Origin of the sequence: Vibrio sp. V15_P4S5T153 (assembly GCF_963874485.1) — a bacterium.
GTDB classification, from domain to species: domain Bacteria; phylum Pseudomonadota; class Gammaproteobacteria; order Enterobacterales; family Vibrionaceae; genus Vibrio; species Vibrio anguillarum.
In genome coordinates, this window is the sequence record NZ_CAWNHR010000018.1 from 222,331 (window position 1) to 246,644 (window position 24,314).

The 24,314-nt window shown below is 46.8% G+C and carries 22 protein-coding genes; 13 read left to right on the forward strand and 9 right to left on the reverse strand.

The features are described from left to right. Positions 1 to 301: 301 nt before the first annotated feature. Complete coding sequence (glpT, locus tag AACT42_RS16520; protein WP_026029046.1) at positions 302 to 1,678, forward strand: glycerol-3-phosphate transporter; 1,377 nt, start codon at positions 302 to 304, stop codon at positions 1,676 to 1,678. A gap of 99 nt (positions 1,679 to 1,777) precedes the next feature. Beyond that, on the forward strand, positions 1,778 to 2,839 hold the full coding sequence (gene glpQ / locus AACT42_RS16525; protein ID WP_094133784.1) for a glycerophosphodiester phosphodiesterase: 1,062 nt from the start codon (positions 1,778 to 1,780) through the stop codon (positions 2,837 to 2,839). Between the two features lie 63 nt (positions 2,840 to 2,902). On the opposite strand, the gene AACT42_RS16530 is transcribed toward glpQ, so the two are convergent. Further along, positions 2,903 to 3,787 carry a LysR family transcriptional regulator gene (locus AACT42_RS16530; RefSeq protein ID WP_094133785.1) on the reverse strand — a complete coding sequence of 295 codons (885 nt, stop codon included), beginning with the start codon at positions 3,785 to 3,787 and terminating at the stop codon, positions 2,903 to 2,905. A gap of 85 nt (positions 3,788 to 3,872) precedes the next feature. Here AACT42_RS16530 and budA point away from each other — a divergent pair, with 85 nt between their 5' ends. The 6 genes from budA to AACT42_RS16560 all read left to right on the forward strand — a co-directional run bounded on the left by budA (position 3,873) and on the right by AACT42_RS16560 (position 8,881). Beyond that, a complete protein-coding gene (budA, locus tag AACT42_RS16535) occupies positions 3,873 to 4,670 on the forward strand; it encodes an acetolactate decarboxylase (protein WP_069212237.1) in 798 nt (265 codons plus the stop codon). A gap of 95 nt (positions 4,671 to 4,765) precedes the next feature. After that, positions 4,766 to 6,469, forward strand: a complete 1,704-nt coding sequence (gene alsS, locus AACT42_RS16540) for an acetolactate synthase AlsS (RefSeq protein WP_094133786.1) — start codon at positions 4,766 to 4,768, stop codon at positions 6,467 to 6,469. Next, positions 6,466 to 7,224, forward strand: coding sequence for an SDR family NAD(P)-dependent oxidoreductase (locus AACT42_RS16545; RefSeq protein WP_013868131.1), 759 nt, complete (start codon positions 6,466 to 6,468; stop codon positions 7,222 to 7,224). Before alsS ends, AACT42_RS16545 begins: the two co-directional genes overlap by 4 nt. A 371-nt stretch (positions 7,225 to 7,595) precedes the next feature. Beyond that, on the forward strand, positions 7,596 to 7,832 hold the full coding sequence (locus AACT42_RS16550; RefSeq protein WP_094133787.1) for a hypothetical protein: 237 nt from the start codon (positions 7,596 to 7,598) through the stop codon (positions 7,830 to 7,832). Positions 7,833 to 7,852: 20 nt separating this feature from the next. Beyond that, positions 7,853 to 8,677, forward strand: a complete 825-nt coding sequence (locus tag AACT42_RS16555) for a carbohydrate-binding protein (protein ID WP_094133788.1) — start codon at positions 7,853 to 7,855, stop codon at positions 8,675 to 8,677. Then, complete coding sequence (locus AACT42_RS16560) at positions 8,678 to 8,881, forward strand: hypothetical protein (RefSeq protein ID WP_094133789.1); 204 nt, start codon at positions 8,678 to 8,680, stop codon at positions 8,879 to 8,881. Between the two features lie 20 nt (positions 8,882 to 8,901). Here AACT42_RS16560 and AACT42_RS16565 read toward each other — a convergent pair whose 3' ends face one another. Then, positions 8,902 to 9,801: a LysR family transcriptional regulator gene (locus AACT42_RS16565; RefSeq protein ID WP_013868134.1), complete on the reverse strand. Its 900-nt coding sequence runs from the start codon at positions 9,799 to 9,801 to the stop codon at positions 8,902 to 8,904. Between the two features lie 220 nt (positions 9,802 to 10,021). Between AACT42_RS16565 and AACT42_RS16570 the strand changes: the two genes are divergently transcribed. The 3 genes from AACT42_RS16570 (at position 10,022) to AACT42_RS16580 (ending at position 15,876) form a co-directional block, all read left to right on the forward strand. Further along, complete coding sequence (locus tag AACT42_RS16570) at positions 10,022 to 11,722, forward strand: L-lactate permease (protein ID WP_029189968.1); 1,701 nt, start codon at positions 10,022 to 10,024, stop codon at positions 11,720 to 11,722. A gap of 107 nt (positions 11,723 to 11,829) precedes the next feature. After that, positions 11,830 to 12,966: an FMN-dependent L-lactate dehydrogenase LldD gene (lldD, locus tag AACT42_RS16575; protein ID WP_026027779.1), complete on the forward strand. Its 1,137-nt coding sequence runs from the start codon at positions 11,830 to 11,832 to the stop codon at positions 12,964 to 12,966. Between the two features lie 69 nt (positions 12,967 to 13,035). Beyond that, positions 13,036 to 15,876: an FAD-binding and (Fe-S)-binding domain-containing protein gene (locus AACT42_RS16580; protein ID WP_161441970.1), complete on the forward strand. Its 2,841-nt coding sequence runs from the start codon at positions 13,036 to 13,038 to the stop codon at positions 15,874 to 15,876. Positions 15,877 to 15,889: 13 nt separating this feature from the next. Here AACT42_RS16580 and AACT42_RS16585 read toward each other — a convergent pair whose 3' ends face one another. Both AACT42_RS16585 and AACT42_RS16590 read right to left on the reverse strand, forming a co-directional pair. After that, positions 15,890 to 16,732 carry a helix-turn-helix transcriptional regulator gene (locus tag AACT42_RS16585; protein ID WP_202599616.1) on the reverse strand — a complete coding sequence of 281 codons (843 nt, stop codon included), beginning with the start codon at positions 16,730 to 16,732 and terminating at the stop codon, positions 15,890 to 15,892. A 14-nt stretch (positions 16,733 to 16,746) separates the two neighbouring features. Then, complete coding sequence (locus AACT42_RS16590) at positions 16,747 to 17,298, reverse strand: YbhB/YbcL family Raf kinase inhibitor-like protein (protein ID WP_017043292.1); 552 nt, start codon at positions 17,296 to 17,298, stop codon at positions 16,747 to 16,749. Between the two features lie 275 nt (positions 17,299 to 17,573). On the opposite strand from AACT42_RS16590, the gene AACT42_RS16595 reads away from it, so the two are divergent. Further along, positions 17,574 to 19,043 (forward strand): serine protease, encoded by a 1,470-nt coding sequence (locus AACT42_RS16595; protein WP_094131775.1) that lies wholly within the window; start codon positions 17,574 to 17,576, stop codon positions 19,041 to 19,043. Positions 19,044 to 19,096: 53 nt separating this feature from the next. Here AACT42_RS16595 and AACT42_RS16600 read toward each other — a convergent pair whose 3' ends face one another. The 5 genes from AACT42_RS16600 to AACT42_RS16620 form a co-directional block, all read right to left on the reverse strand. Further along, the gene (locus AACT42_RS16600) at positions 19,097 to 19,513 is read right to left on the reverse strand and encodes a MarR family winged helix-turn-helix transcriptional regulator (protein WP_069211994.1); all 417 of its coding nucleotides are present in this window, start codon (positions 19,511 to 19,513) and stop codon (positions 19,097 to 19,099) included. After that, entirely contained in the window at positions 19,513 to 20,442 is a 930-nt protein-coding gene (gene dmeF / locus AACT42_RS16605; protein WP_094132763.1) for a CDF family Co(II)/Ni(II) efflux transporter DmeF, read from the reverse strand. The genes AACT42_RS16600 and dmeF overlap by 1 nt, the downstream gene beginning before the upstream one ends. A 182-nt stretch (positions 20,443 to 20,624) precedes the next feature. Continuing rightward, complete coding sequence (locus AACT42_RS16610; protein WP_010320225.1) at positions 20,625 to 21,146, reverse strand: DUF2058 domain-containing protein; 522 nt, start codon at positions 21,144 to 21,146, stop codon at positions 20,625 to 20,627. An 83-nt stretch (positions 21,147 to 21,229) separates the two neighbouring features. Continuing rightward, complete coding sequence (locus AACT42_RS16615) at positions 21,230 to 22,177, reverse strand: hypothetical protein (protein ID WP_237666851.1); 948 nt, start codon at positions 22,175 to 22,177, stop codon at positions 21,230 to 21,232. Then, entirely contained in the window at positions 22,178 to 23,506 is a 1,329-nt protein-coding gene (locus AACT42_RS16620) for a sphingomyelin phosphodiesterase (protein ID WP_094132765.1), read from the reverse strand. Between the two features lie 196 nt (positions 23,507 to 23,702). On the opposite strand from AACT42_RS16620, the gene AACT42_RS16625 reads away from it, so the two are divergent. Continuing rightward, positions 23,703 to 24,233 (forward strand): RNA methyltransferase, encoded by a 531-nt coding sequence (locus AACT42_RS16625; RefSeq protein WP_010320227.1) that lies wholly within the window; start codon positions 23,703 to 23,705, stop codon positions 24,231 to 24,233. Positions 24,234 to 24,314: the final 81 nt, after the last annotated feature.

Below are 24,314 nucleotides of genomic sequence, written 5' to 3' on the forward strand. Positions count from 1 at the left end.
CGAGTGACTTCATGGTTTAACAATTTTTGCCAACTTTCCTTATCTGCGATTTAATTGACGACAAAACAACCAAAAACAAACATCTCGCGAACAAAAATGAAAACGATTACATCTCAATTTAATGGCACTAACCATGAAAAAATGAAAACTAATCATTTGTTTTTATGCACAAATTAATTCCCTTGTAACATTTGTCACAGAAATACATTTAGTTGCACACGACAATGCCGTTCTCTTTCGAATGAAACATTTTTTATCGTTCGAGCTTTAGAACCATCGCACTACATTAATGAGGTCAACTATGTTTGGTATCTTTAAACCCCAAGCGCATATCGAGAGGCTCGCTACTGAGCGGCTCGATAGCACTTATAGCCGCTTGCGCTGGCAGTTATTCATCAGTATTTTCTTCGGCTACGCAGGCTACTACCTTGTTCGTAAGAACTTTAGTTTGGCGATGCCTTATTTGATTGACCAAGGTTTTAGCCGCGGTGATCTCGGGGTAGCTCTTGCCGCCGTATCGATTGCTTATGGCCTATCTAAATTCTTAATGGGGAGCGTTTCTGACCGCTCTAACCCACGCTACTTTTTAAGTGCAGGCCTTTTAATGTCTGCGTTAGTGATGTTCTGTTTCGGTTTTATGCCGTGGGCAACAGGCAGCATTACTGCGATGTTTATTTTGCTGTTCTTAAACGGTTGGTTCCAAGGTATGGGCTGGCCTGCTTGTGGCCGTACCATGGTTCACTGGTGGTCACGTAAAGAACGTGGGGAAATTGTTTCTGTATGGAACGTAGCCCACAACGTCGGCGGTGGCTTAATTGGTCCCCTTTTCTTGTTTGGTCTTTGGGCATTTAACGATGACTGGCGCGCCGCATTTTACGTTCCTGCCTTTTTTGCGACCTTAGTTGCCATTTTCATTTGGATGACGCTGCGCGATACGCCGCAATCTTGTGGTTTACCACCGATTGAAGAGTATAAAGATGACTACCCAGACGACTACGATAAATCTCATGAGAATGAGATGACCGCGAAGGAAATCTTCTTTAAGTACGTTTTCTCTAACAAATTGCTGTGGTCTATCGCTATTGCCAACGCTTTTGTATATCTCATTCGTTATGGCGTATTGGACTGGGCTCCTGTTTATTTGAAAGAAGCTAAAGAGTTTACCGTTGATAAATCTTCTTGGGCGTACTTCTTGTATGAGTGGGCAGGTATTCCGGGAACGCTATTGTGTGGTTGGATATCCGATAAAGTATTCAAAGGCCGTCGTGCACCTGCGGGCATCTTATTCATGGTTCTTGTTACCTTTGCAGTACTGATTTACTGGTTCAACCCTGCGGGTAACCCAGGGATCGATATGGCAGCTCTTGTTGCAATTGGTTTCTTAATTTATGGCCCAGTAATGCTGATTGGTTTGTACGCACTGGAACTGGCTCCGAAAAAAGCAGCAGGTACCGCAGCAGGTTTAACAGGTTTGTTTGGTTATCTCGGCGGCGCAGTAGCGGCAAATGCGGTATTGGGTTACACCGTTGACCACTTTGGTTGGGATGGCGGCTTTATGATCCTAGTCGCTTCATGCGGTATTTCTATCCTTTGTCTGCTGTATGCCTACATTGGCGAGCGTGCTCACCATAAAGAAAAAGACAGACTTGCGGAAGAAAAAGCGTCAACGCCATCATAAATCTGACACCTAAATGTGTTGAATTTGCGTTACGCACTGTTCACTTTGAATCAAAACTCTCCCCCTGCAACGTCAGGGGGAATTTTTAAGGATAACAATATGAAACTGACACTACTCGCACTTTCCATGGCTACTTTAGCCAGCTCGGCGTGGGTTCAAGCAGAACCATTGGTGATAGCCCATCGCGGCGCTTCCGGTTATCTGCCTGAACATACCCTTGAAGCCAAAGCGCTTGCTTACGGCATGAAGCCTGATTTTATTGAACAAGATGTCGTGATGACCAAGGATGACCAATTGGTGGTTCTGCACGATCACTATCTTGACCGCGTCACTGACGTTGCCGAGCGTTTCCCTGACCGCGCACGTGGTGATGGCCGCTATTACGCCATCGATTTTACGCTGGCAGAGATCAAAAGCCTGCGCGTAACTGAAGGTTTTAATATCGATGACAAAGGCAATAAAACCGCTGGTTTCCCCAACCGTTTCCCTCTTTGGAAATCAGACTTCACCGTCCCAACCTTAGCGGAAGAGATCGAGCTGATCCAAGGGCTGAACAAAACGCTCGGTTACGATATTGGTATTTATCCAGAAATCAAAGCGCCTTGGTTCCACCGCCATGAAGGTAAAGACATCAGTAAAGCGGTACTGAAAATGCTGAAGGAATATGGTTACGACAGTCAAGAGTCAAACGTTTATCTGCAATGTTTTGATCCTATCGAGCTAAAACGCATTAATGATGAACTGCTTCCAGCAATGAAAATGGACCTCAAACTGGTTCAATTGATGGCCTACACCGATTGGAATGAGACCATGATCTATGATGGCGACCAAGCACAGCCATACAGCTATGATTGGATGTTCGAAGCAAACGGCATGAAGCAAGTCGCCACCTACGCCGATGGCATTGGCCCGTGGAAACCTATGTTGGTTGACGACGCTTCAACCAAAGAAAACATCATCATCAAGCCATTGATGAAAGCCGCTAAAACCGCCGGATTAGTCGTTCATCCTTATACCTTCCGCGCAGAACCCGATCGCATTGCACCTTATGCCGACAGCTTTGATGGGATGCTCGATGTGTTCTACAACACTGTAAAAGTGGATGGTTTATTTACGGACTATCCCGATAAAGCAGTGGAGTTTTTGCATTCAACTCGCTAAGTAAGCGTGATTAACCTTACCACTCTGACACGCTTCATCCCCAGTATCATCATGCTGGGGATGTTATTTTTGGTGACTTAATGCCTTCACCACCTTAAGCACATGCTTATTTAAGTTACTGGCTTCCCAAAGCACCGCAATTTGGCTGTTAAAAGGCATCTCCTCGATAGAAGTGATCACGGCAGAATCATCGATATGTTCAGCCAGTGATTGGGGTACAACAGCTACGCCAAATCCCGCTTGAGCCATTGCAACCATCGACCTCAACTGTGGAGCCGAAAAACGTTGATCGACACGGATACCCACATCGTCAAACAGCGCTTTCATACCATCATGCAATGCTGGCCCCGTTTCACGAGGAAACAACAAAACGTGCTCATTTTTTAACTGAACTAAAGTAAGGCGATCTTTTCCAGCCAAGGGATGCCCTAAAGGGATCACCGCGACAAAAGGCTCTTCAAATAAAACCACCCGCTTTAAAGACTCACTGGCATAACAAGGTAAACGCACCAATGCTATATCCAACTGCTTAGCTTTCAACTGCTCAACCAACTCTGGCATCGCTTGCTCAACCGCGGTGAGATTCACGTTTGAAAAACTGTCCCTTATCTCCCGCACTCGGGATAATATTTGGGTATTCATCGCAACCGAAGTAGCAAAGCCCATCCGCACTTCATTTTTTTCTCCACGCGCCAGCTGTTTTACTTTCGCCTTCGCTCGATCCACATCATTTAAGATGGTGACCGCATCAACATAAAACATTTGCCCAGCCTCGGTCAGCTCTACACCACGTGGTAACCGCTTGAATAACAGCGTATCGAGCTCATGCTCCAATTTCTTTATCTGCTGGCTCAACGGTGGTTGAGCAATACCTAACACTTCAGCCGCTCGTGTGAAATGGCGAGTTTGTGCCACCGCCACAAAATACTTGAGATAGCGAAACTCCATATCTTTTCCATATAGAAATAAATCTTATTTATATTGGATTTAGCCACGTGGAGAAGTCAATCTAAATATACACTTTATTGCATAAATGGTTATTCTCATGCGTGGATTCTACACTCCGCTTTGTGCTTGTTCTCTCGATGTAGCAAAAGAGTTTGCTGAATATCATCATGTAACGGGGGATGGAGAGATTTACCAAACTTCGTTGATGAGTGCGTTGATTGCTGGCGTTTATGAAGGCGCAACAACGGTTGAACAACTGCTGCAACATGGCGATTTTGGCTTGGGCACATTCAATCAATTAGACGGTGAGCTCATTGCGTTTGATAAAGAAGTTTTCCAATTAAAAGCCGATGGTTCGGCTAACCCCGCACACTTAGCGCAGCAAACCCCCTTCGCCGTCATGACTTTTTTCACTCCTGATGTCGAAGTTCCTATCACCTCTAAAATGTCTCGTGCTGACGTTCATCATCTGATTGATGAGCTAGTACCCAGTGACAATATTTTCTGCGCAGTACGCATTGACGGTTTATATCAGTTTGTCAGAACGCGTACCGTGCCGCGTCAAACTCGCCCATTTCGCCCAATGTTGGATGTTGTAAAAGAGCAGCCCACATTTAATTTCACCTTCAAACAAGGCGTTATCGCCGGTTTTAGAAGCCCGCAGTACACCACAGGTATTAACGTTCCGGGGTATCACGAACATTTCATTACCGAAGATAGAAAAGGCGGCGGCCACATACAGGACTACTCTATTTCGTCGGGCTTTTTACAAATTGGCAAAGTATCGCGCTTGGTAATTGATACCCCAACTTCGCTAGATTTCCTTAAAGCCAACCTAGCACCCAATGACATCCGAACCGCGATTGAAAAAGCGGAAAAATAGCGCTGAACAGGAGAAAAAGAATTGGAAAAAGCCGCCAGATAGCACCACCACTTCGTGAAGAAGTGTCAACGTCAGTCAACAATAAGGGTATAAAAATGAATACAAAACCTACCACTAGAAATGGCGCTCAATTAATCGCTCAACAGCTGGAATCTTTGGGTGTCCGCTATATTTTTGGCATTCCGGGGGCCAAAATTGATCGGTTATTTGACGCCATTGAAGACACCAATATTCAAATGATCCCAGTGCGTCACGAAGCCAATGCGGCCTTTATGGCCGGCGTCATCGGCCGTTTAACCGGCAAAGCTGGAGTCACCATGGTGACCTCAGGCCCGGGCTGTGGCAACTTGGTTTCAGGGGTTGCCACTGCCAATTCAGAAGGTGACCCGCTGGTCGCTATCGGCGGCGCGGTCAAACGAGCAGATCAACAAAAGCAAACGCACCAGAGTATGGATACCGTCAGTATTTTCCGCTCTATCACAAAATCCAGTGCAGAAATTCAACATGTTGATGCCGCCAGCGAAGTGATGGCCAATGCCTTTCGCACAGCAGAATCAGGCCGGCCGGGGGCGTGTTTCGTTAGCATTCCCCAAGATGTGTTATCCGACCACACTCTCACCGATATTATTGTTCCATCACGTAATGTTCATTCAAGCCAAGCCAGCCCAGAAGCGATCGAAGAAGCCATTACCCGAATCGAGCGGTCACAGCGCTGCGTCGTATTACTTGGCTTACACGCCAGTCGCGCTGAAAATGCTCAAGCCATCAGCCGTTTTTTGCGCACCACTCAACTGCCTGTAGTCGGAACCTATCAAGCCGCTGGGGCAGTTGATATTAACTATTATCACCATTTCGCTGGCCGCGTAGGTTTATTTAACAATCAGCCCGGAGATGTATTGCTGCAAGATGCTGACCTGATTATCACTATTGGTTTTAACCCCATCGAGTACGACCCAGAGCTTTGGAACGCAAAACAGTCCCCAATCATCCACTTAGACATTGAACCAGCAGAGTATCAGCTCAACTACCAACCTTGTGTGGAAATTGTCGGCAATATCGTTCAATCACTGGATGATATGACCGATTGTGTCACCAATTTCGCACGCCTCTCTCCCAAAGCCTTATCGATTTTAGAGGAAGTGGCACAACAGCGGCAGATAATAAAATCCTACCCTACTCGTCAATCTCAGCATGGGTTTCATCCATTAACCTTAATCAAAGCGATGCAATCCATTATTACCCCAGACACCACCTTATGTCTGGATATGGGCAGCTTCCATATCTGGATTGCGCGCTATTTAAGCTGTTTTCGCGCCCGTCAAATGCTGATCTCAAATGGTCAGCAAACCATGGGCGTTGCCCTACCTTGGGCGATTGGTGCAAACCTGCTTAAACCCAGTACCAAAGTGGTGTCTGTTTCTGGTGATGGCGGCTTCATGCAATCAAGCATGGAGCTAGAAACGGCCGTCCGCCTAAAATGCAACATTGTACATATCATCTGGGTCGATAACGCCTACAACATGGTCGAGATACAAGAGATGAAAAAGTATCAACGCCCGTCCGGAATAAAATTTGGCCCAATAGACTTTAAAGCGTATGCCGAATCATTTGGCGCGCAAGGCTTTGCCGTGACCGAACGTCATCAACTGATGCCTATGTTGCATCAAGCCATGGAAACTCAAGGACCTGCTGTCATCGCTATCCCCGTTGATTACAGCGACAACTACAAGTTGATGCTACCCAGAACACAAGAAAATCGAGATCCAATTTTTGAGCATATCGAAGGAGAAACAATATGAATGGTTTAACCCATAAAGTCGCTTTAGTCACGGGTGCCGCCAACGGCATCGGCTTTGCGATAGCACAGCGTTTATATGATGAAGGGGCCAATGTGGTACTGGCCGACTGGAATGAAGAGCAGCTCGCCACCGCCATCGAAGCTTTTGACTCAACACGCGTCGCGGCGCAAGTGATTGACGTCTCCGATCCTAAAAAAGTAAAAGCTATGATCGATAACGCCGTATCACGCTTCGGTAAGCTCGACATTTTAGTCAACAATGCGGGCATCCACATCCCCGGCTCCGTCTTAGAAAGCAGCGTTGAAGATTGGAAGAAAATATCAGCGGTGAATATTGATGGCGTCGTGTATTGCTCTAAATTTGCCTTACCTGAACTGCTAAAAACGCAGGGGACCATAGTCAACACCGCTTCAGTCTCTGGCTTAGGTGGCGACTGGGGTGCCGCATTTTACTGCGCCAGTAAAGGCGCGGTAGTCAACCTCACTCGCGCCATGGCGTTAGACCACGGTGCCGCTGGCGTGCGAATTAACGCCGTGTGCCCAAGCTTAGTTAAAACCAATATGACCAATGGTTGGTCGCAAGAGATTAGAGATAAATTTAACGAGCGCATCGCACTAGGACGCGCCGCAGAACCGAGCGAAATTGCCGCCGCAGTGGCCTTTTTAGCCAGTGACGATGCATCATTTATCAATGGTGTCAATTTACCCGTCGATGGTGGCGCTACCGCTTCCGACGGCCAACCTAAAATCGTTTAACCACGAAAATTCAGCCAGTACCCAAACCATTTTCCGTGCTGGCTGACATTTTAGTTACACTTGATGCAGCCGAAATTTGCTCCAATTAATTTCTGTCTAAGTCTAGTGGCAAGGATAAATTAGTTGCATCACGAATATCAATACACTGTGTTCTCGGGTAGTCATCCGTTTAGACACCCAGTTACACGAACGTTTTAATGACGATAAAAACACCAAAGGCCTCTCACTTAGAGTGGATTAACAATCGCAAAGTAACTGACTGATTTGTAAAAAAGATATAATTCAAGATTACTCGCAATATTACGTTCATTTTAAGGCTAGATAAACCAGTTTGCATAAAGTATCCGCCATCTTAGATTGTGAGGTACTCCATGCGATTATTGGGTTTATACATTCCGTTAATAACGATGGTTGGTTCGCTCCTACCAGATGCAAGTCAGAGCACGAGTGTACTTGAAGCCAGCCTACCATCACGCAGTGAATTGACCATCACCATTCCATCCGGGGTAACGCCCAACAACTCCGGCGACACCATTTTTCTATTTGATGAATACGAACAACCGTTGGACTCTGTTAGTAGCTACTCATCTTGTAAAGAAGGCATTTAAATCACTTTTAAGGAAGAATTATGAACAAGCAGTTAGTTGCGTTAACCATAGGATTGAGTCTATCAACCAGTGCGCTCGCGTCCGTGCCGTGGGACAAAGACACTGCATACAGTACCAGCGACATTGTCAACCATAACGGTGAGTCATTCGTTGCGTCTCATTGGAGCCAAGGTACAGCGCCCGAGGTGAACAACATTTCATGGGATGGCTGGATACATCTTGATAGTACGAATGTAGCGATGTATGCACATGAACAAGCCTATGTGGGAGGCTCTGTCGTCAATTACAACGGTGATGTGTACCTAGCCAAGTGGTGGGTTAAGGGCGAATACCCAAGCGAATCCAGCACATGGCGATTACTCGAAGACTTTAACCTTGAACCTTCAACGCCCGTTGAAGATCCAGATCCCAACGTAAACCCTAAATCACCAGACACTATTCATGGTGTGGATAGCGATAACGATGGCATCAGAGACAGTTACAAAGCATCGGTGCTTGAAAAATATGAACACCCTGACATTGTCCAACTGGCTCTGGCGGTCAGTCTAGAATATGCCGACCTCCATACATTGGGACTCGAAGAGGCAGAGACGATTGAGATCTCTAAAGAAGACGCAACTACCAAATACAACAGTATCGTTGCTTTCGAGAAATGTGCTCAGCAATTGCAATCGGAAGGCAGGATCGACGAAACCCCAGCACAACTGTACGCCAACTCAATTTATCGCGCACTCTATTACCGTTTGGGTAAAGAACGCTTATTTAAAGCCATGGACTATGACTTTGATGCTTTGGTTTTGCCTGAGAACCCATGTCCTCAAACATTGAATAGCGAGTCAAACTAGATGAAAAACTATATACCAAATTTGGTACTGTTGAGTACGATGATGTCTTTAGTTTCTTCCGCTCAAGGCCAATGTGTTGATAACGTAGATAAACTTCAACTCTTTTATGTCAATGGGATGTTCACCAGCCCTGAAGGCGCACGATCCAATAGAGACGCGCTAGACAGATTTCAGGACAAGCACTTAGGTCAATATGAAAAGTAGCCATAAACATAAGTTGATACTCAAAAATAGTGTGAAATAGTCAAATAGCGGGCGCGGATGTGCTCTATCAGCAAGCGGACTTTATTCGGGGGTTGGCGAGTAAAGGGATACACGGCGTATATACCCAATTTTTTGCCCACTTGTTCCGGGAAAATATCCACTAGCTGGCCGTTACGAAAATCATGATAAACCAAACAGCGCGGTACATAAGCAATGCCGTGGCCGCCTAAAGCCGCTTTTCTCAATGCCGTGGCGTTATCCGTAGAAAAGCAACCCGAGACTGTGACAATGTAGTTTCCTTTGCGGCCTTTAAATTCCCACTCGCTCGCGCCTGTGGTTTGGTAGGCGTATTGAAAGCAGTTGTGGTTGACTAAATCTTCCGGTTTTAACGGTTTTCCATTTTTCGCAATATAAGAGGGAGAAGCGCACACAACCCACTGTGAGTCTAAAATATGCCGCGCAATTAAGCTTGAATCTTCCAAATAACCAGTGCGGATCACTAGGTCAAAACCTCCTTCCACTAAATCAACAAAACGGTTATCAAGCGACATGTCCACCGTTAAGCCGGGGTGTAAATTGCAAAATTCCGCAACCGCGTCGGCCAATATTAGATCGCCTGATATGGTGGGTACCGACATTTTGATGTGGCCGCTGACATTTTCACCAAACCCAGCCACCGCATCGACGGCTTCTTGAGTGGCAAGCTTCACATTTTTCGCACCCTGTAACAGTGCCTTGCCTGCTTCGGTCAGGGTTAATTTACGCGTTGTTCGGTATAATAGCTGCACGCCTAGCTCTTCTTCCAAACGCGCCATTCTTTTACTAACTACCGAATTTGTAAGGCTATTCTGTTCTGCTACCTTACTAAAACTCCCCAGTTCCATCACTTGTGAAAACAATATTAGGTCGTCTGCTCGCATTTTATTATGTCAATTTTGGAATTAATTATTTTCATTATTTCCCTATATCCATAAAAAATAAAGGAGTAAATTTACCCCAAATTAACAAAAACATCACAAATATAATAATTTAGCTACCCGACGTGGCCGAAAGGTCTGTAGCCCCTACAGGATGTCTGCTCCTCAACTATCCTACTATTTAGAGATAGAACGAAGAGCACACTTTACGAGGAAGTATCCAATGAACGAAACCTTACTGGCACTAGTGGCCTTCTCCCCCATTGTGGTGGCAGCAATTCTTTTAGTCGGGCTCAACTGGCCTGCGAAAAAGGCGATGCCCGTGGCTTTTGCATTAACTGTGGCCATCGCCCTCACCTTTTGGGATATGTCGGCAAACCGCGTGCTCGCTTCTGTTTTGCAAGGGTTCGGTATCACGATTTCCGTGCTCTGGATTGTGTTTGGCGCAATCTTCCTACTCAACACCTTAAAACACACTGGTGCTATCACCACCATTCGTAACGGTTTTACGGATGTTTCGGCCGATCGCCGTGTGCAAGCCATTATCATTGCGTGGTGTTTTGGCTCTTTTATTGAAGGCGCTTCTGGTTTTGGTACACCGGCGGCTATCGCGGCTCCGTTGCTGGTTGCGATTGGCTTTCCGGCGTTGGCTGCCGTATTGATGGGGATGATGATCCAATCCACTCCTGTCTCTTTCGGCGCAGTGGGTACGCCGATTATTGTTGGGGTAAACAAGGGGTTAGATACGCACAACATCACCGAAACGCTGATCAGCAACGGTTCAAGTTGGGATGTGTATTTACAGCAAATCACCGCCAGTGTCGCCATCACCCATGCGATAGTCGGTACATTGATGCCAGTATTAATGGCGATGATGTTGACGCGCTTTTTCGGTAAAAACAAAAGCTGGACCGAAGGGTTAGATATTTTGCCTTTTGCGATTTTCTCTGGCTTGGCTTTTACTGTGCCTTACGCGCTAACGGGCGTCTTTCTTGGCCCAGAATTTCCCTCATTAATCGGTGGCTTGATCAGCTTGGCACTGGTTGTCACGGCCGCGAAAAAAGGCTTTTTAGTACCAAAATCACAATGGGATTTTCCAGAAGAGAAATCGTGGCCCGCAGAGTGGTTAGGCTCATTAAAAATTGATATTGAGGAGATCAAAGCTAAACCGATGGGCCTTGCATTGGCATGGACTCCCTATGTTCTGCTCGCGGTTATCCTTGTGGCAAGCCGTGTGAGCAGCGAATTTAAGTCACTGCTGGCTGGAGTGAGCCTATCCTTTAACAACATTCTGGCTGAAACAGGCATCAGCACGGCCATTCAACCGCTTTATCTTCCCGGTGGCATCTTGGTTTTTGTCGCGTTACTGGCAGTAATATTGCAGTCACGCAGTGCGACACCGCTCATCAAAGCATTCGGTGAATCAAGCAAAACGCTGATCGGCGCGGGCTTTGTGTTGGTATTTACTATCCCTATGGTGCGCATTTTTATTAACTCTGGCGTCAATGGCGCAGAGCTTGCGAGCATGCCTGTCACTACCGCCAATTTTGCCGCGGGTTTAGTCGGTGATGCCTTCCCTGCATTAAGTGCCACCGTTGGCGCACTTGGGGCGTTCATCGCAGGCTCAAATACGGTGTCGAACATGATGTTCAGTCAGTTCCAGTTTGAAGTGGCGCAAACACTCTCTATTTCCAGTGTGATGATCATTGCGCTACAAGCTGTTGGCGCAGCGGCGGGCAATATGATTGCGATTCACAACGTCGTCGCGGCATCAGCAACGGTCGGTTTATTGGGCCGTGAAGGAGCCACGCTGCGCAAAACCATTATCCCGACTTTCTACTACCTTGTGATGACTGGCCTTATCGGTTTAGTGGTGATTTACGGCTTTAATATGACCGACGTACTAATGACCCAGCAACCCTAAGTTTGGTGATGTGATTTGGTATCAACTTGGTTTTTATAACCATTAATCTTGTGTAATAAATGCAGAGCTCGCTAGGCGGCAGCTCTGTACAAATTAGGATTCAATCTATGATTATTTCAGCCTCCACCGACTATCGCGCTGCCGCGAAAGCGAAATTGCCTCCTTTTCTGTTTCATTATATTGATGGTGGCTCATACGGTGAGCACACGCTCACACGCAATACCGCGGATTTAGCTGACATCGCACTGCGCCAACGCGTGCTTAATGACATGTCAGAGCTCAGTTTAGAAACACAACTGTTTGGCGAACAGCTTGCAATGCCGATTGCCCTTGCCCCTGTAGGTTTAACTGGTATGTACGCGCGGCGCGGCGAAGTGCAAGCAGCGCGCGCGGCTGAAAATAAAGGTATTCCTTTTACACTGTCTACCGTATCGGTTTGCCCGATCGAAGAAGTATCAGCGGCGCTGGCTCGACCAATTTGGTTTCAACTCTACGTGCTCAAAGATCGCGGTTTTATGAAAAACGTGTTGGAGCGCGCCAAAGCCGCGGGGGTAAAAAACCTCGTGTTTACCGTGGATATGCCCGTTCCCGGCGCGCGTTACCGCGATATGCATTCTGGCATGAGCGGCCCTAATGCGGCGATGCGCCGAGTGTTTCAAGCGATGAAACACCCAAGCTGGGCGTGGGATGTCGGCTTGCTCGGCAAGCCACACGATTTAGGCAATATTTCTGCCTACCGTGGCACGCCGACTAAATTGGAAGACTACATTGGTTGGCTTGGTGAAAATTTTGATCCTTCCATTTCATGGAAAGATTTAGAGTGGATCCGCGACTTTTGGGACGGCCCGATGATCATTAAAGGCATTCTAGATACAGAAGATGCCAAAGACGCGGTGCGATTTGGCGCTGATGGCATTATCGTATCCAACCACGGTGGTCGCCAGCTTGATGGGGTATTGTCAACCGCCAAAGCCTTACCTGCGATTGCTGATGCGGTGAAGGGCGACCTGAAAATTCTGGTCGATTCGGGGATTCGCACTGGGCTTGATGTGGTACGCATGCTGGCTCTGGGCGCGGACTGTACGCTGCTGGGTCGCTCGTTTGTTTATGCATTGGCGGCGCAAGGTCAAAGCGGCGTTGAAAATTTGCTCGATTTATATGAAAAAGAGATGCGCGTTGCCATGACCTTAACCGGAGCGAAAACCATTGCCGATTTGTCACGAGACTCGTTAGTCAAACTTTAATCTCATGATGACAAACCAACGGTAGCCGCACGTTAACCTATCCACAACCTCAATTTAAAATGGGAAACAATGATGGCCAGCACTCTTTCAGACGCCACCTATCGTCAACTGGAAACGCAACTCGCTACGCGCATCGACCCTGAGCGCATCATCACGCAGCAGGCAAAACGCCTTGCTTATGGCACTGATGCCAGTTTCTATCGCTTGGTGCCGAAAATTGTGCTGCGCTTACAAAGCCTTGATGAGGTCATTTTTGCCATTAAAAGCTGCCGCGAGCTTGGCGTTCACTGCACGTTTCGCGCCGCTGGCACCAGTTTATCTGGTCAGGCAGTTTCTGATTCGGTTTTGATCGCCTTAACCGATGACTGGCGAGGCCATCGCATTCACGATGAGGGTAAAAAAATCACCCTACAACCGGGGGTCATCGGAGCCGATGCCAACAAATACCTTGCCCCTTTTCAACGCAAAATCGGCCCAGATCCAGCCTCAATCAACACCTGCAAAATTGGTGGAATCGCCGCCAATAACGCCAGTGGTATGTGCTGCGGCACTGCGCAAAACTCTTACCGCACTGTCGATAGTATGAAGATCGTCTTTGCAGACGGTTCCGTGCTCGACACCGCAAACCCAGAAAGCATCGCTGCATTCAAAATCGCTAAACCCGAATTGATTGAAGGTATTGCTCAACTTCATGCACAAACGGCGCAAAATCACACACTATCAAAGCTTATTCAGCACAAATATCGCCTAAAAAACACCACTGGCTACGCCCTAAATGCTCTCGTTGATTACTCTGATCCGATTGAAATTATTGAACATTTGATGATTGGGTCGGAAGGCACACTCGGTTTTATTGCCGACATCACCTACAACACCGTCATTGAGCACGCGCACAAAGCCTCGGCGTTGCTTGTCTTTGCTGATATTGAGCAGGCTAGCCAAGCGGTTACGACCCTGTCCAAAACCCCAGTTGCGGCAGTGGAAATGATGGATGGACGCGCGATGCGCTCTGTCGCTGACAAAGCTGGCATGCCCGCATTTATTGCGCAATTGGATCTAGAAGCCGCGGCGCTGCTAATTGAGTCTCACGCCAGCGATCACGCGGCCCTTCATTCGCAATGCAGCGCCGTGATGGCAGCACTAAGCGACTACCAGATCATCGAATCCGTACCATTCACCTCTGATGCCAAGACGGTGGCAACCTTATGGGGCATTCGCAAAGGGATGTTCCCTGCCGTGGGCGCGGTGCGCGAAGTGGGGACAACTGTCATCATTGAAGATGTGGCGTTTCCGGTAGAAAGCCTTGCCAATGGTGTGCGCGACTTGCAGGCTTTGTTTGATCGCTACCACTATCACGAAGCCATCATCTTCGGCCACGCTCTGGAAGGCAACTTGCATTTTGTCTTTACACAAGGCTTTGATAGCCAAAGCGAGATCGACCGCTACGGCGCATTTATGGATGAAGTGGCCGAGCTGGTGGCCGTGAAATATCAAGGCTCACTCAAAGCCGAGCACGGCACGGGCCGTAACATGGCACCGTATGTGGAGTTGGAATGGGGCAAAGACGGTTACGCCTTAATGCAACAAATCAAAACCCTGTTTGACCCACAAGGCTTGCTCAACCCCGGCGTTATAATCAACGATGATCCGCGTTCCCACTTAGCTAACCTAAAGCCGATGCCAGCGGCTGATGCCTTGGTCGATCGCTGCATCGAATGCGGGTTTTGCGAACCTGTTTGTCCGTCTCGCACGCTATCACTCTCGCCCCGTCAACGAATCGTCTTGTACCGCGAGCTACAACGTCGACGCGCGCAAGGTGAAACGGTAGAAGCTTCTGAGCTTGAAAAAGTCTTTGAATACCAAGGATTAGACACCTGCGCCGCAACTGGCTTATGCGCTGAGCGCTGCCCTGTTGGCATCAACACTGGCGATTTAGTGAAAAAGCTGCGCACCGCGAAATACCAAAAATTCATCCCCATTGCTACATGGACAGCGGATCACTTTGCCGCCACCACAGCCGTGGCTAAAATCGGCCTCAGTGCCAACCAATTGGCTAGCAAATGGCTGGGCGAGAAGTTAGTCGGCGGCGCAACCAACGGCTTGCGTAAACTCAGCAAAGGCAAAACGCCTATTTGGTATCCACAACTGCCGCAAGCCAATCATCAGAACTTAGCCATTGCAGTAGAAAACCTGCCGCGCCGTGAGAAAAAAGTTGTCTATCTGCCCTCTTGTGCGAGCCGAAATATGGGCCAGCAGAACAGCGCGGGCGATCAGCGGCCATTAACCGAAGTGACCTTATCGCTGCTTAACAAAGCAGGATATGAGGTGATTCTACCTAATGAGCTCAACAGCCAATGTTGTGGCATGCCCTATGACAGCAAGGGAATGAATGAGCTTGCGCAGTCAAAAGCGCAGCAGTTAGAAGCCGCGTTATGGCAAGCTAGCCAACAAGGGCGATATCCGGTATTGATGGATACCAGCCCGTGTGCAAAACGCAGTATTGAACAATTTACCAAACCACTGGAGATCTTAGAACCCGTCGGTTTTGTCAATAAGTATCTGCTGGATTCTTTAGCGATCAAAGTCAAAGAAGAAACTGTGATGCTGCATATCACCTGTAGTGCGCGCAAAATGGGGTTGGAAGCCGACATGCTCAAATTGACCCAAACCTGCGTCAGCACAGTGATTGTGCCAGAGCATATTCAATGCTGCGGCTGGGCGGGCGATAAAGGCTTTACCACGCCAGAACTGAATGCTGCGGCCGTTCATCCGCTCAAAGAGCAAGTCCCTGCTCACTGCGAACGCGGATTCAGTAATAGCCGTACCTGTGAAATTGGCCTATCACACCACAGCGGTATTCCATATCAATCCATTTTGTATTTGGTTGATGAAGTGTCTAAACCGCTTTGATCTACCCTCAATCTTAAAATAGCTCATTGGATAAAATGGGCTGTTTTTTTGTCTCTTTATCTGGCGTACCTTTACCTCGTATACCAAGAGTTTGTAAATACGCTTTGGGGCTTAAACCAAACTGACTGCGAAAACGTTGATTAAATCGCTGTTCCGATTGGTAGCCGCAACACTGCGCCAATATCGCTATATTTCGTTGGCCACTTTGCATTAAGTTCAGCGCGTGATTCACACGCACTTCAGCCAAAACCTCACGGTAACGGGTGCCATGTTGCTTTAAGCGTCGAATTAAGGTCGCGCGGCTCATAGCAAAGTGCGTTGCTACCCGCTCAAGTGGATGTTCTTCTTCTGGTGACTGGGCGAGGTAGTTTCTCAGCTTCTGCTCAAAGGGTAGAGAATTACTCTCAAAGAGCCAATGCAGTGCACCTTGCTCAGCCAATTGTTGGTATAACACCATCAGTAGATAGGCTTGGGTTTCTTGGCTGATTAACGAAAGATCGAACGAGGCGAGCGCATTGAGCGAACTTTTCAATGAGGAGCTGGTTGAAATCACAGGCCACATAACTGGGCGATCATAACTTGCGCTTAACGCAAGCATCGCCTCGGGCGGGCGGTAGGTGAAACTGAACAGCCTTGACGAGAAGTAACCGTGCTCTGGTAAATTTTCGAAACTGAGCGAAGCTGAGGCCTCACACAATAATAACGAAGCGCTCGATAGATTAATCGCCTCTTCCTTATGAAACAGTTTTTTACTGCCAGATTGGATCTGAATCAAGCTTGGAGAGTGAATCCTCACATTTCTCAGCCTTTGTTGCTGAGCGGCTCGAAAGGTGGTGACTTGGTATTGGTGATTCATCACTCCCCCATGAATTAGCGTGTATAGGTTGCGGTCAGCGTCGCTTTTTCTAACGCCAAACTATTGAGGGTAAAACCAACCACCGCAGGTGATACATCGGCCGCCAAATTGAGTTTTTCCGTCGGGAGAGCCCATACCGTAAACTGGTAACGGTGCATTCCGTGCCCTTCTGGCGGACAAGCACCACCAAAACCAACACTGCCATAATCGATACGTGTTTCTATTGCACCGAGTTTTTTGACTTCAACCCCACGTGCTAGCTCACTCACTGTCGCTGGAATATCCAGCGCAATCCAATGCCAAAAGCCACTTCCTGTCGGAGCATCTGGATCAAAAGCCGTAATAGCAAAACTTTTGGTTCCTTGTGGTGCATCAGTCCAAATTAAGTGCGGCGAAAGATTCTCCCCAGAACAACCCCAGCCTGAAAATTCAAAGGTTTTTGCCATCGGGTGGCCTTCTTGGATATCACGGCTACTGAGTTGCAAAGCATTTGCCATCCCTGCAAATAATAAGCTGGTGGTTAACGTCGTGGTGACGATGGCCGAGCTAAAAATCGTCGAGTTCATTGTTTTCTCCTATGAATAAGTTCATGAACAAGTCTAGCAGCATCACCCATGCAACATCCGACAGAAAGTATCATTTTAACGCTTTAAAGATTGAACAGTGATACTTTTTGTTGACCCCATTCCTCTACCATTATCGAGATACTACTGGAGAGGACTGCTATTGATAATATTACGCACAATTAAGTTTACACACATATCGAGACTATTTTTGAGCCAATACTCTCATAGGCTCATATGCTTTATGAGGCATTTATTGCCACATAGAGGAGATCAAAATGCAATTATCAATACGTCTACTTGGCTTAATAGCAGCAGTGGTGTTGAGTTCTACTCAAGCGACTGCTTCAATAGAAAAAGAATCACTCCCCACCATTGCGGATAAAGTAATCCATCCGCATTCTTTAACAACCCACCAATCTCTAACCACTCACTATCCAATCCATTCGCCGGGAGCCAGCTTTATTAAGGTCCACTTTGATAAGTTTCAACTCAGCAAAGGGGGAACCGTCACACTACGCTCTCCACACAGCAATGAAAGTATCACCTACAACAGTTCAGAGAACGGGCCTTTATTTGCCCGCTCAATTAATGGGGATAGCGTTATCGTGGAGTGGAAAACCGGCGAACACCCTGACCAAGCACAAATCTCGATTGACTATTTTATGGCTGGGAATGAAAGTGCCACGTTACCACAACCGAACCTAGCCGCTGATAATTCTGGGTTGTTTTCAACCTGTGGCATCAATGAAAGAAAAGATGTTGCTTGTTGGATCGACTCACACCCTGAAAAAGTGGCGTGGAGTAGCGCCGTAGCAAGGCTACTGATTGATGGTCGTAGTTTATGCACGGCTTGGCGTGTCGGGCCCAATAATCACATGATCACCAATAACCACTGTGTATCAACAGCCTCTGAACTAAAAAATACTGAAGTATGGTTTAATTACCAACGCACGACTTGCGGCGGTAGCTTGGATACCACAGTAAAAGTCATCGGCGATCAGTTATTAAGCACCGATTATACCTTGGACTACACATTATTCACGGTGGCTAATTTCGAGCAGCTAGGACAATTTAGTTACTTAGGCTTAGACAATTCAGAGCCCAGCTACGGCACGGGTATTTATATTCCACAACACGGCGCGGGTAACCCCAAAGAGTTGGCGATAGAAAGCGATCAAAATGGCTCTGGCATGTGCCAAATTGATATAGCCTCTACCAATGGTCGCGGTGCCAATACCGACACAGGGTATTTTTGTGACACTATTGGCGGCTCTTCTGGTTCACCTGTATTGGCCTCTGAGAGCCATAAAGTCATTGCACTACACCACTTTGGGGGATGTGAAAACCAAGGGGTCAAAATCAGCAAAATCTGGCCTCAAGTTGCACCATTTTTTGATAACCAGTTGCCCGTAGGGAAAAAAGGAGGCACTCCACCTCCGCAAGATGGCGTCATCCAACGTGGGCAAAGCATTACTGGCATCACCTTGAGCAAAGGCCAACAAAAACGATTCATTTTACCTGCATCAGAACGCCAAGCAGCGGTAAAAATTTCGATAACCTCTGGGCAAGGCGATGCCGATCTCTATACCCTTTCAGGCAATCCACCGACCAAAAGAGTCTTTGATTGTCGGCCTTACCAATCAGGAAGTAATGAGCAATGCTTAGCAGAGCCAAATTCTGAGGATCTGCATATCATGATCGATGCATACTCGAATTTTTCTGATGTAACATTACAGGTAGAATAAAACAGAAAATTAGCTGACCAACCACTTGCAAGTCGCAAGTGGTTGGTCATAGCTTAAAACTCTTGGTTCATTTTTAGCAAGCTGTTGAGTAATACTGCTTCTTCGTTTGCATCCAAGTATCTCGTCAGATCTTTCACTAACTCCACATGCAACTGATTATGCTGGCGATGAATTTTCTGACCTTCCGCGGTTAAAGTCACGACAATCGATCTTCTGTCATCTGGGTGCGCGCCGCGTTCAATCAACTTAGCATTCACTAACTTCTCTATTTGAACGGTGAGCGTACCAGTTGTGATACCGAGCTTTTGCGCTAACTCTTTCATTCTCAGCGCGCCATGAATACCTAACACCTCGATGGTGTGGATCTGCGCCAGAGAGTAGCCGGTGTCTCGCACCACAGATTGCTCCCATGAGGACATCTTGTCGTAAAATTCCGTTAATTGTTGATTCAGTTTTTCGATATTACTCATCATGCCATCGGGTGAACTTCAAGGGTAAGGTGGTGGATTTTATCAAACTTCGCCAGTATTTGTTTATATTCTGCCACGGTTTTATCAACATGAGATTCTAAGATAATCGCAGCTGAGTAGTGATGACCACTGATTTTCCAAATATGGAGATCTTTAATCACCGCAAATGCGGCTAGCTCTTCTTCAATTAAACGCCGATAGGGTTGCTCGATGCTTTCATCTAATAAAATGGGGCTAGTCTGCTTGATAAGAGCTATTGTCCACTTAGCAATCACGGCAGCGCCGACGATGCCTACAACAGAATCTAACCAGTTCCAGCCATAATATTTTCCAAACAAGAGCGCCACAATCGCCAGAAGAGAAGTCAAGGCATCGGCAAGAACATGCAAATAGGCCGCTCGTAAATTGTGATCGTGATGGTGATGGTCATGGTCATAGTCATGGTCATGGTCATGGTCATGGTCATGGTCACTATGATGGTGGTGATGGTTATCATGCAACAATAGCATGCTCACTAAGTTCACCAGCAAGCCAATGATGGCGACAATAATCGCTTCATTAAATTGAATCGCTTCGGGATTGAATAAACGATGAACCGATTCCACCACCATCAGCAACGCCACAATACCTAATGCAATCGCACTGGTGTAGCCTCCCAACACACTCACTTTACCTGTACCAAATGAGAACTTCTCACTGTGTGCATGCTTTCTAGCATAACGGTAAGCAAACAGCGTAATGCAGAAAGCAGCCGCATGAGTACCCATATGCCAACCATCGGCAAGTAAAGCCATCGAACCGAAAATAGTACCAGAAATGATCTCCGCTACCATGGTGACAAGCGTGAGCAAAAGAACGTAAAACGTGCGTTTCTCATTTTGGTCTGCGCTAGCGATAAAGTTATGACGATGCTCGGTAGTAAACTGCAAAATCCCACTCACTTAGTTTGATGATCAAAATATTTGATTTAAATTTAGTTTGATTATCAAACATTGTAAACAAACTCTGTCTATTAGTACCGAAACCATTGGGGGAAATAGGCTAAGTGGAAAGTAGAGGTAGGAAGGGAGAACGAGAGCCCTCCTCCGTTGAGAAGGAGAGCTGGAAGGAATTACCACATCAAATCATCGGGGACTACGAAATCCGCGTACGGATCATCTTCAGCAGGTAGAGATTCATCGGCAGTTTTATTTTCGATAATGCTCTCTTCATCACGCATGAAGATTTTATCCGCTACCACACCCGGGATGACAGCATAGCCCTCTTCATAACGCGCGATAGCCAGGATTCCTTTGCTCAGTTGATCACGAACCAGTGAATCGACATAAAGTGACTTCACCAACTTACCATCAACAAAGTTGTATTTGATTTCACCGTGTTTTAGATCCAGCTTATTCATCTCAATCAGTTGTTTTACTTGAGCGCGAATTTCTTTGCTCAACAACTGCTCTTTTTGCTGTTTATTTAGTGCCTTGTCGCGCTCTTGTTGCTCGACTTTATTCGCTTCTACTGCCGCTTTCACTTCACGTGCTTGCACGCGCGATTTTTTAGAGCTCTTTTTCGCTTTGCTGAGTTTTTTGGCGTTGACTAAACCCGCTTTTAGCATTTGCTCTTGTAGAGATAAGGTTGCCATGATCAATCCAAGTCAGTTATTTTCTGGTGAGTTTAACGGTTCATGGCGAGTGAATAAAGAGCGCTATGGTTATCTTATTCATCCTAACGAGCAAAAAATGCTTTTCTAAACTCATAACGCTGCTTTGCCGCGTAACGCACCCACTCTTCTGTCGAAAGGGTAACATAGGCTGTCTTTCTCTGGCTTGAGAGCGTCTTTTCTAACTGCGCTAACGCTTGCTGGTAGTCAATGACTTGAGCAGCCTGCGCTTGTTGCTCGATTTGACGATGGGCCACCTCACTGCGCTCATGTTCATTTAAGTAAAGTTCGGCCAAACCTTGTTGTACTTCTAAGCGCTGTTCTAACGATAAATGTTGAGGGATCAGCCGAATCGCTTGTTCATAGCGTGCATTACCTGTGTTTAATGAGAATGTATCCCATTGATATTGATGCTGTGCAAGCCGCTGTTCAATGCTCTGCAACGCCTCTTCTACCGAAGCAATACCTTCGTAGTCATTGGGTTGCTGTACAAAATCATCATAAGCGTACTGATCAGCAAACAAGATATCCGCTTGTCGCCCCCATACTTGTTGATCAATCGATTTTACATAAGCCATTTTGTCACCTAATTCCGTATCCTGACTGATGAGTTCCATTCCAAGCAACGCGTCACGTTGCGCCTGTTTTTGCCAATAGAGTGCAACCAGCTCATAGCGTTCATGGGGCAACTGCGCTTGTAATTGTTGTAGCCGCGCAGCACACACATTTTGCTGACGACACTGTTGCCAAAACTGCTCTATTCTCTCTCTCAGCGCTTTGCCTATTTCTGTTTGCAGCGTTTCACCAACGAGTGTCCACTCTTCATGGGTTTGATGATCGCGATTAGCCACCAAAGCAACGCCACTTTGCTCTGGCAAACGCACCGTGCCCGGCAATGCAACCTCAATTCTATTGGGTGGTGTTTGGATAGTGGGAAACTCATCCCTCTTCACCCACCAATAACTTGCGCTGCCGGCTAAGGCAACGCAGATCAATAACCTAACCCAACGCATCTAGCGGATCTCAGCTTTAACCGGAAAGTGATCCGATAAATTGTAATGCTGCCATAAACGCTCGTCCGTGGTTCTTGGCACCAGCACAGTATTGCGATTTTGTTGTTCGCTTGGTTGTGCAAACTCTTGGCTTACCACCACATAATCGAGGTACTCCACGTTTTCACCACCGGATAAGGGTTCTCCTGCAAAATCATTGATACGCGGATCAAACGTTGATTCGGTATAGCCTGCGTAGCTAGGTTCGGTTGACGCAAGATTAGCGAGCATGTTTTGATAGTCATCGGCAAATTTACGTTTATTCACGTTAAAATCACCGCCATAAATCACCATTTCTGTGCTGGGAATAGAGAACGATTGCGCAAAACTGCGCATCTGTCTGAACTGACGTTGACGATAATCGCGAGCGGTATCGGTATCAAACGCGGCAGTATGCGTTGCAAACAGATGATACGCCTGACCATTTTTGATGATTTCAGCATAATTCACCCCTTTATCAGCAAAACAGTCAGTTCCCGAGCAATCAGGGAAAACATATTGTCCTTGGTTAACAATTGGGTAGCGGCTGACGATGATCACTCCACCGTCATGGATATTCACCCCAGACTTATCGAGCATTTTCGTTTGGTACGGATACTCTTTTGCCAGCTCTCGAAGAAAGGCATCACGCCCCGCAGCAAACACTTCTTGCAGCATTACGGCATCATATCCTTTGATGTGCTGAGGGATGATAGCAAAACGCTCGGCAATATTTGAAGCAATCACAGGTAACGCCCAAACGTTATAGGTCATCACTTTTAAGGTCTCAGCATCGGGTGTTTCTTCTGTATTCGTTGGCGTAATGGTGTAATAAATGTCGTCGTAACGAGTGGTGCTGACGGATTTAAACGCAAGCTCGGTTGGACGTTCAATCAACTGCGTTGAGTAATAACGGTGAACCGCACGATCATTTTGCCACTGAAGAGGAACATCTCGTGCTTGTACCCCATGCTCAATGCTTGAGTTATACCAATGACCTTCCATCTTCTGCTGTAAAGAGAAAACCTGCCCTTGCGGTAAAGTCACCATGGTTTCAAATTGGTACGTTTTGCCAGATTTCACCCCTTGCCAGCGGTTAAAGCTGAGCACCATTTTAGTTTCCCACGAGCCTAGCGTTTCACTGTGTTGCTGCCATTCACTGCCTTGTTGCAACTGATCAGATCCGGTCTGTTTCACGGCAATAGACATTGGCAGCGCAGAGTTATTGGTTAAATAAATATCGGTGTCCGCCAATGCCGCATGAGCAGCAAGAGACAACCCAAATAGCATGACTTTATTAATAATCTTCACGTTTTCATCCTTTAACTGTGAAAAAATAAATTAAGCCATCCCCCTATGAAATATTGATGTAAGAAATACGACAGTTTGAGTACTCCAAGAAAGGTCACGAAAAATATAAAAACTATTGAACGATTTATCGATATTTTTTCTTTCAAGGCAAATTTTAGCGTTATACTGCCCGCCCCAAATTGTGAGAGGATTTTTTGTGGAACGTGAAATGTCAGTGATCATTGGTTTGTGTAACCCTAAAAGCCCAACCAACGTAGGTGGTGTGATGCGCGCGGCAGGTTGCTACCAAGCGTGCGCGGTTCGCTACAGTGGTGAGCGTTATGATCGCGCAGTGAAATTTCAAACCGACACAAAAAACATTCAAAGTAAAATCCCGCTCACCGCGATGGTAGAGATCACGCAGGACTTGCCAAGTGAGATGAAAATCGTCTGTGTTGAACTGGCAGAAGGGGCCACACCACTGCCCGAGTTTATTCACCCGGAAAAAGCGCTGTATGTGTTTGGCCCTGAAGATGGTTCTATTCCACAAGAGATAGTTAACCAAGCCAGCGAGGTTGTATACATCCCAACGATTGGTTGCATGAATTTGGCCGCGAGCGTCAATGTGCTGCTGTATGATCGATTGGCAAAATCCAAGCTCGATATTGACCACAGCCAACGTATTCTCGATAGCCGAGATGTGAAAAATCGTTTGAAGTTTAAACGTGCTGATCAACCTGCCACTTAAGGCTGCAATCGAAGCCAATGAAACAAGCGAACGTTCTTCACTCAATAGAGCCTAACGCTCACTTATTTCATTGGCAGTCAT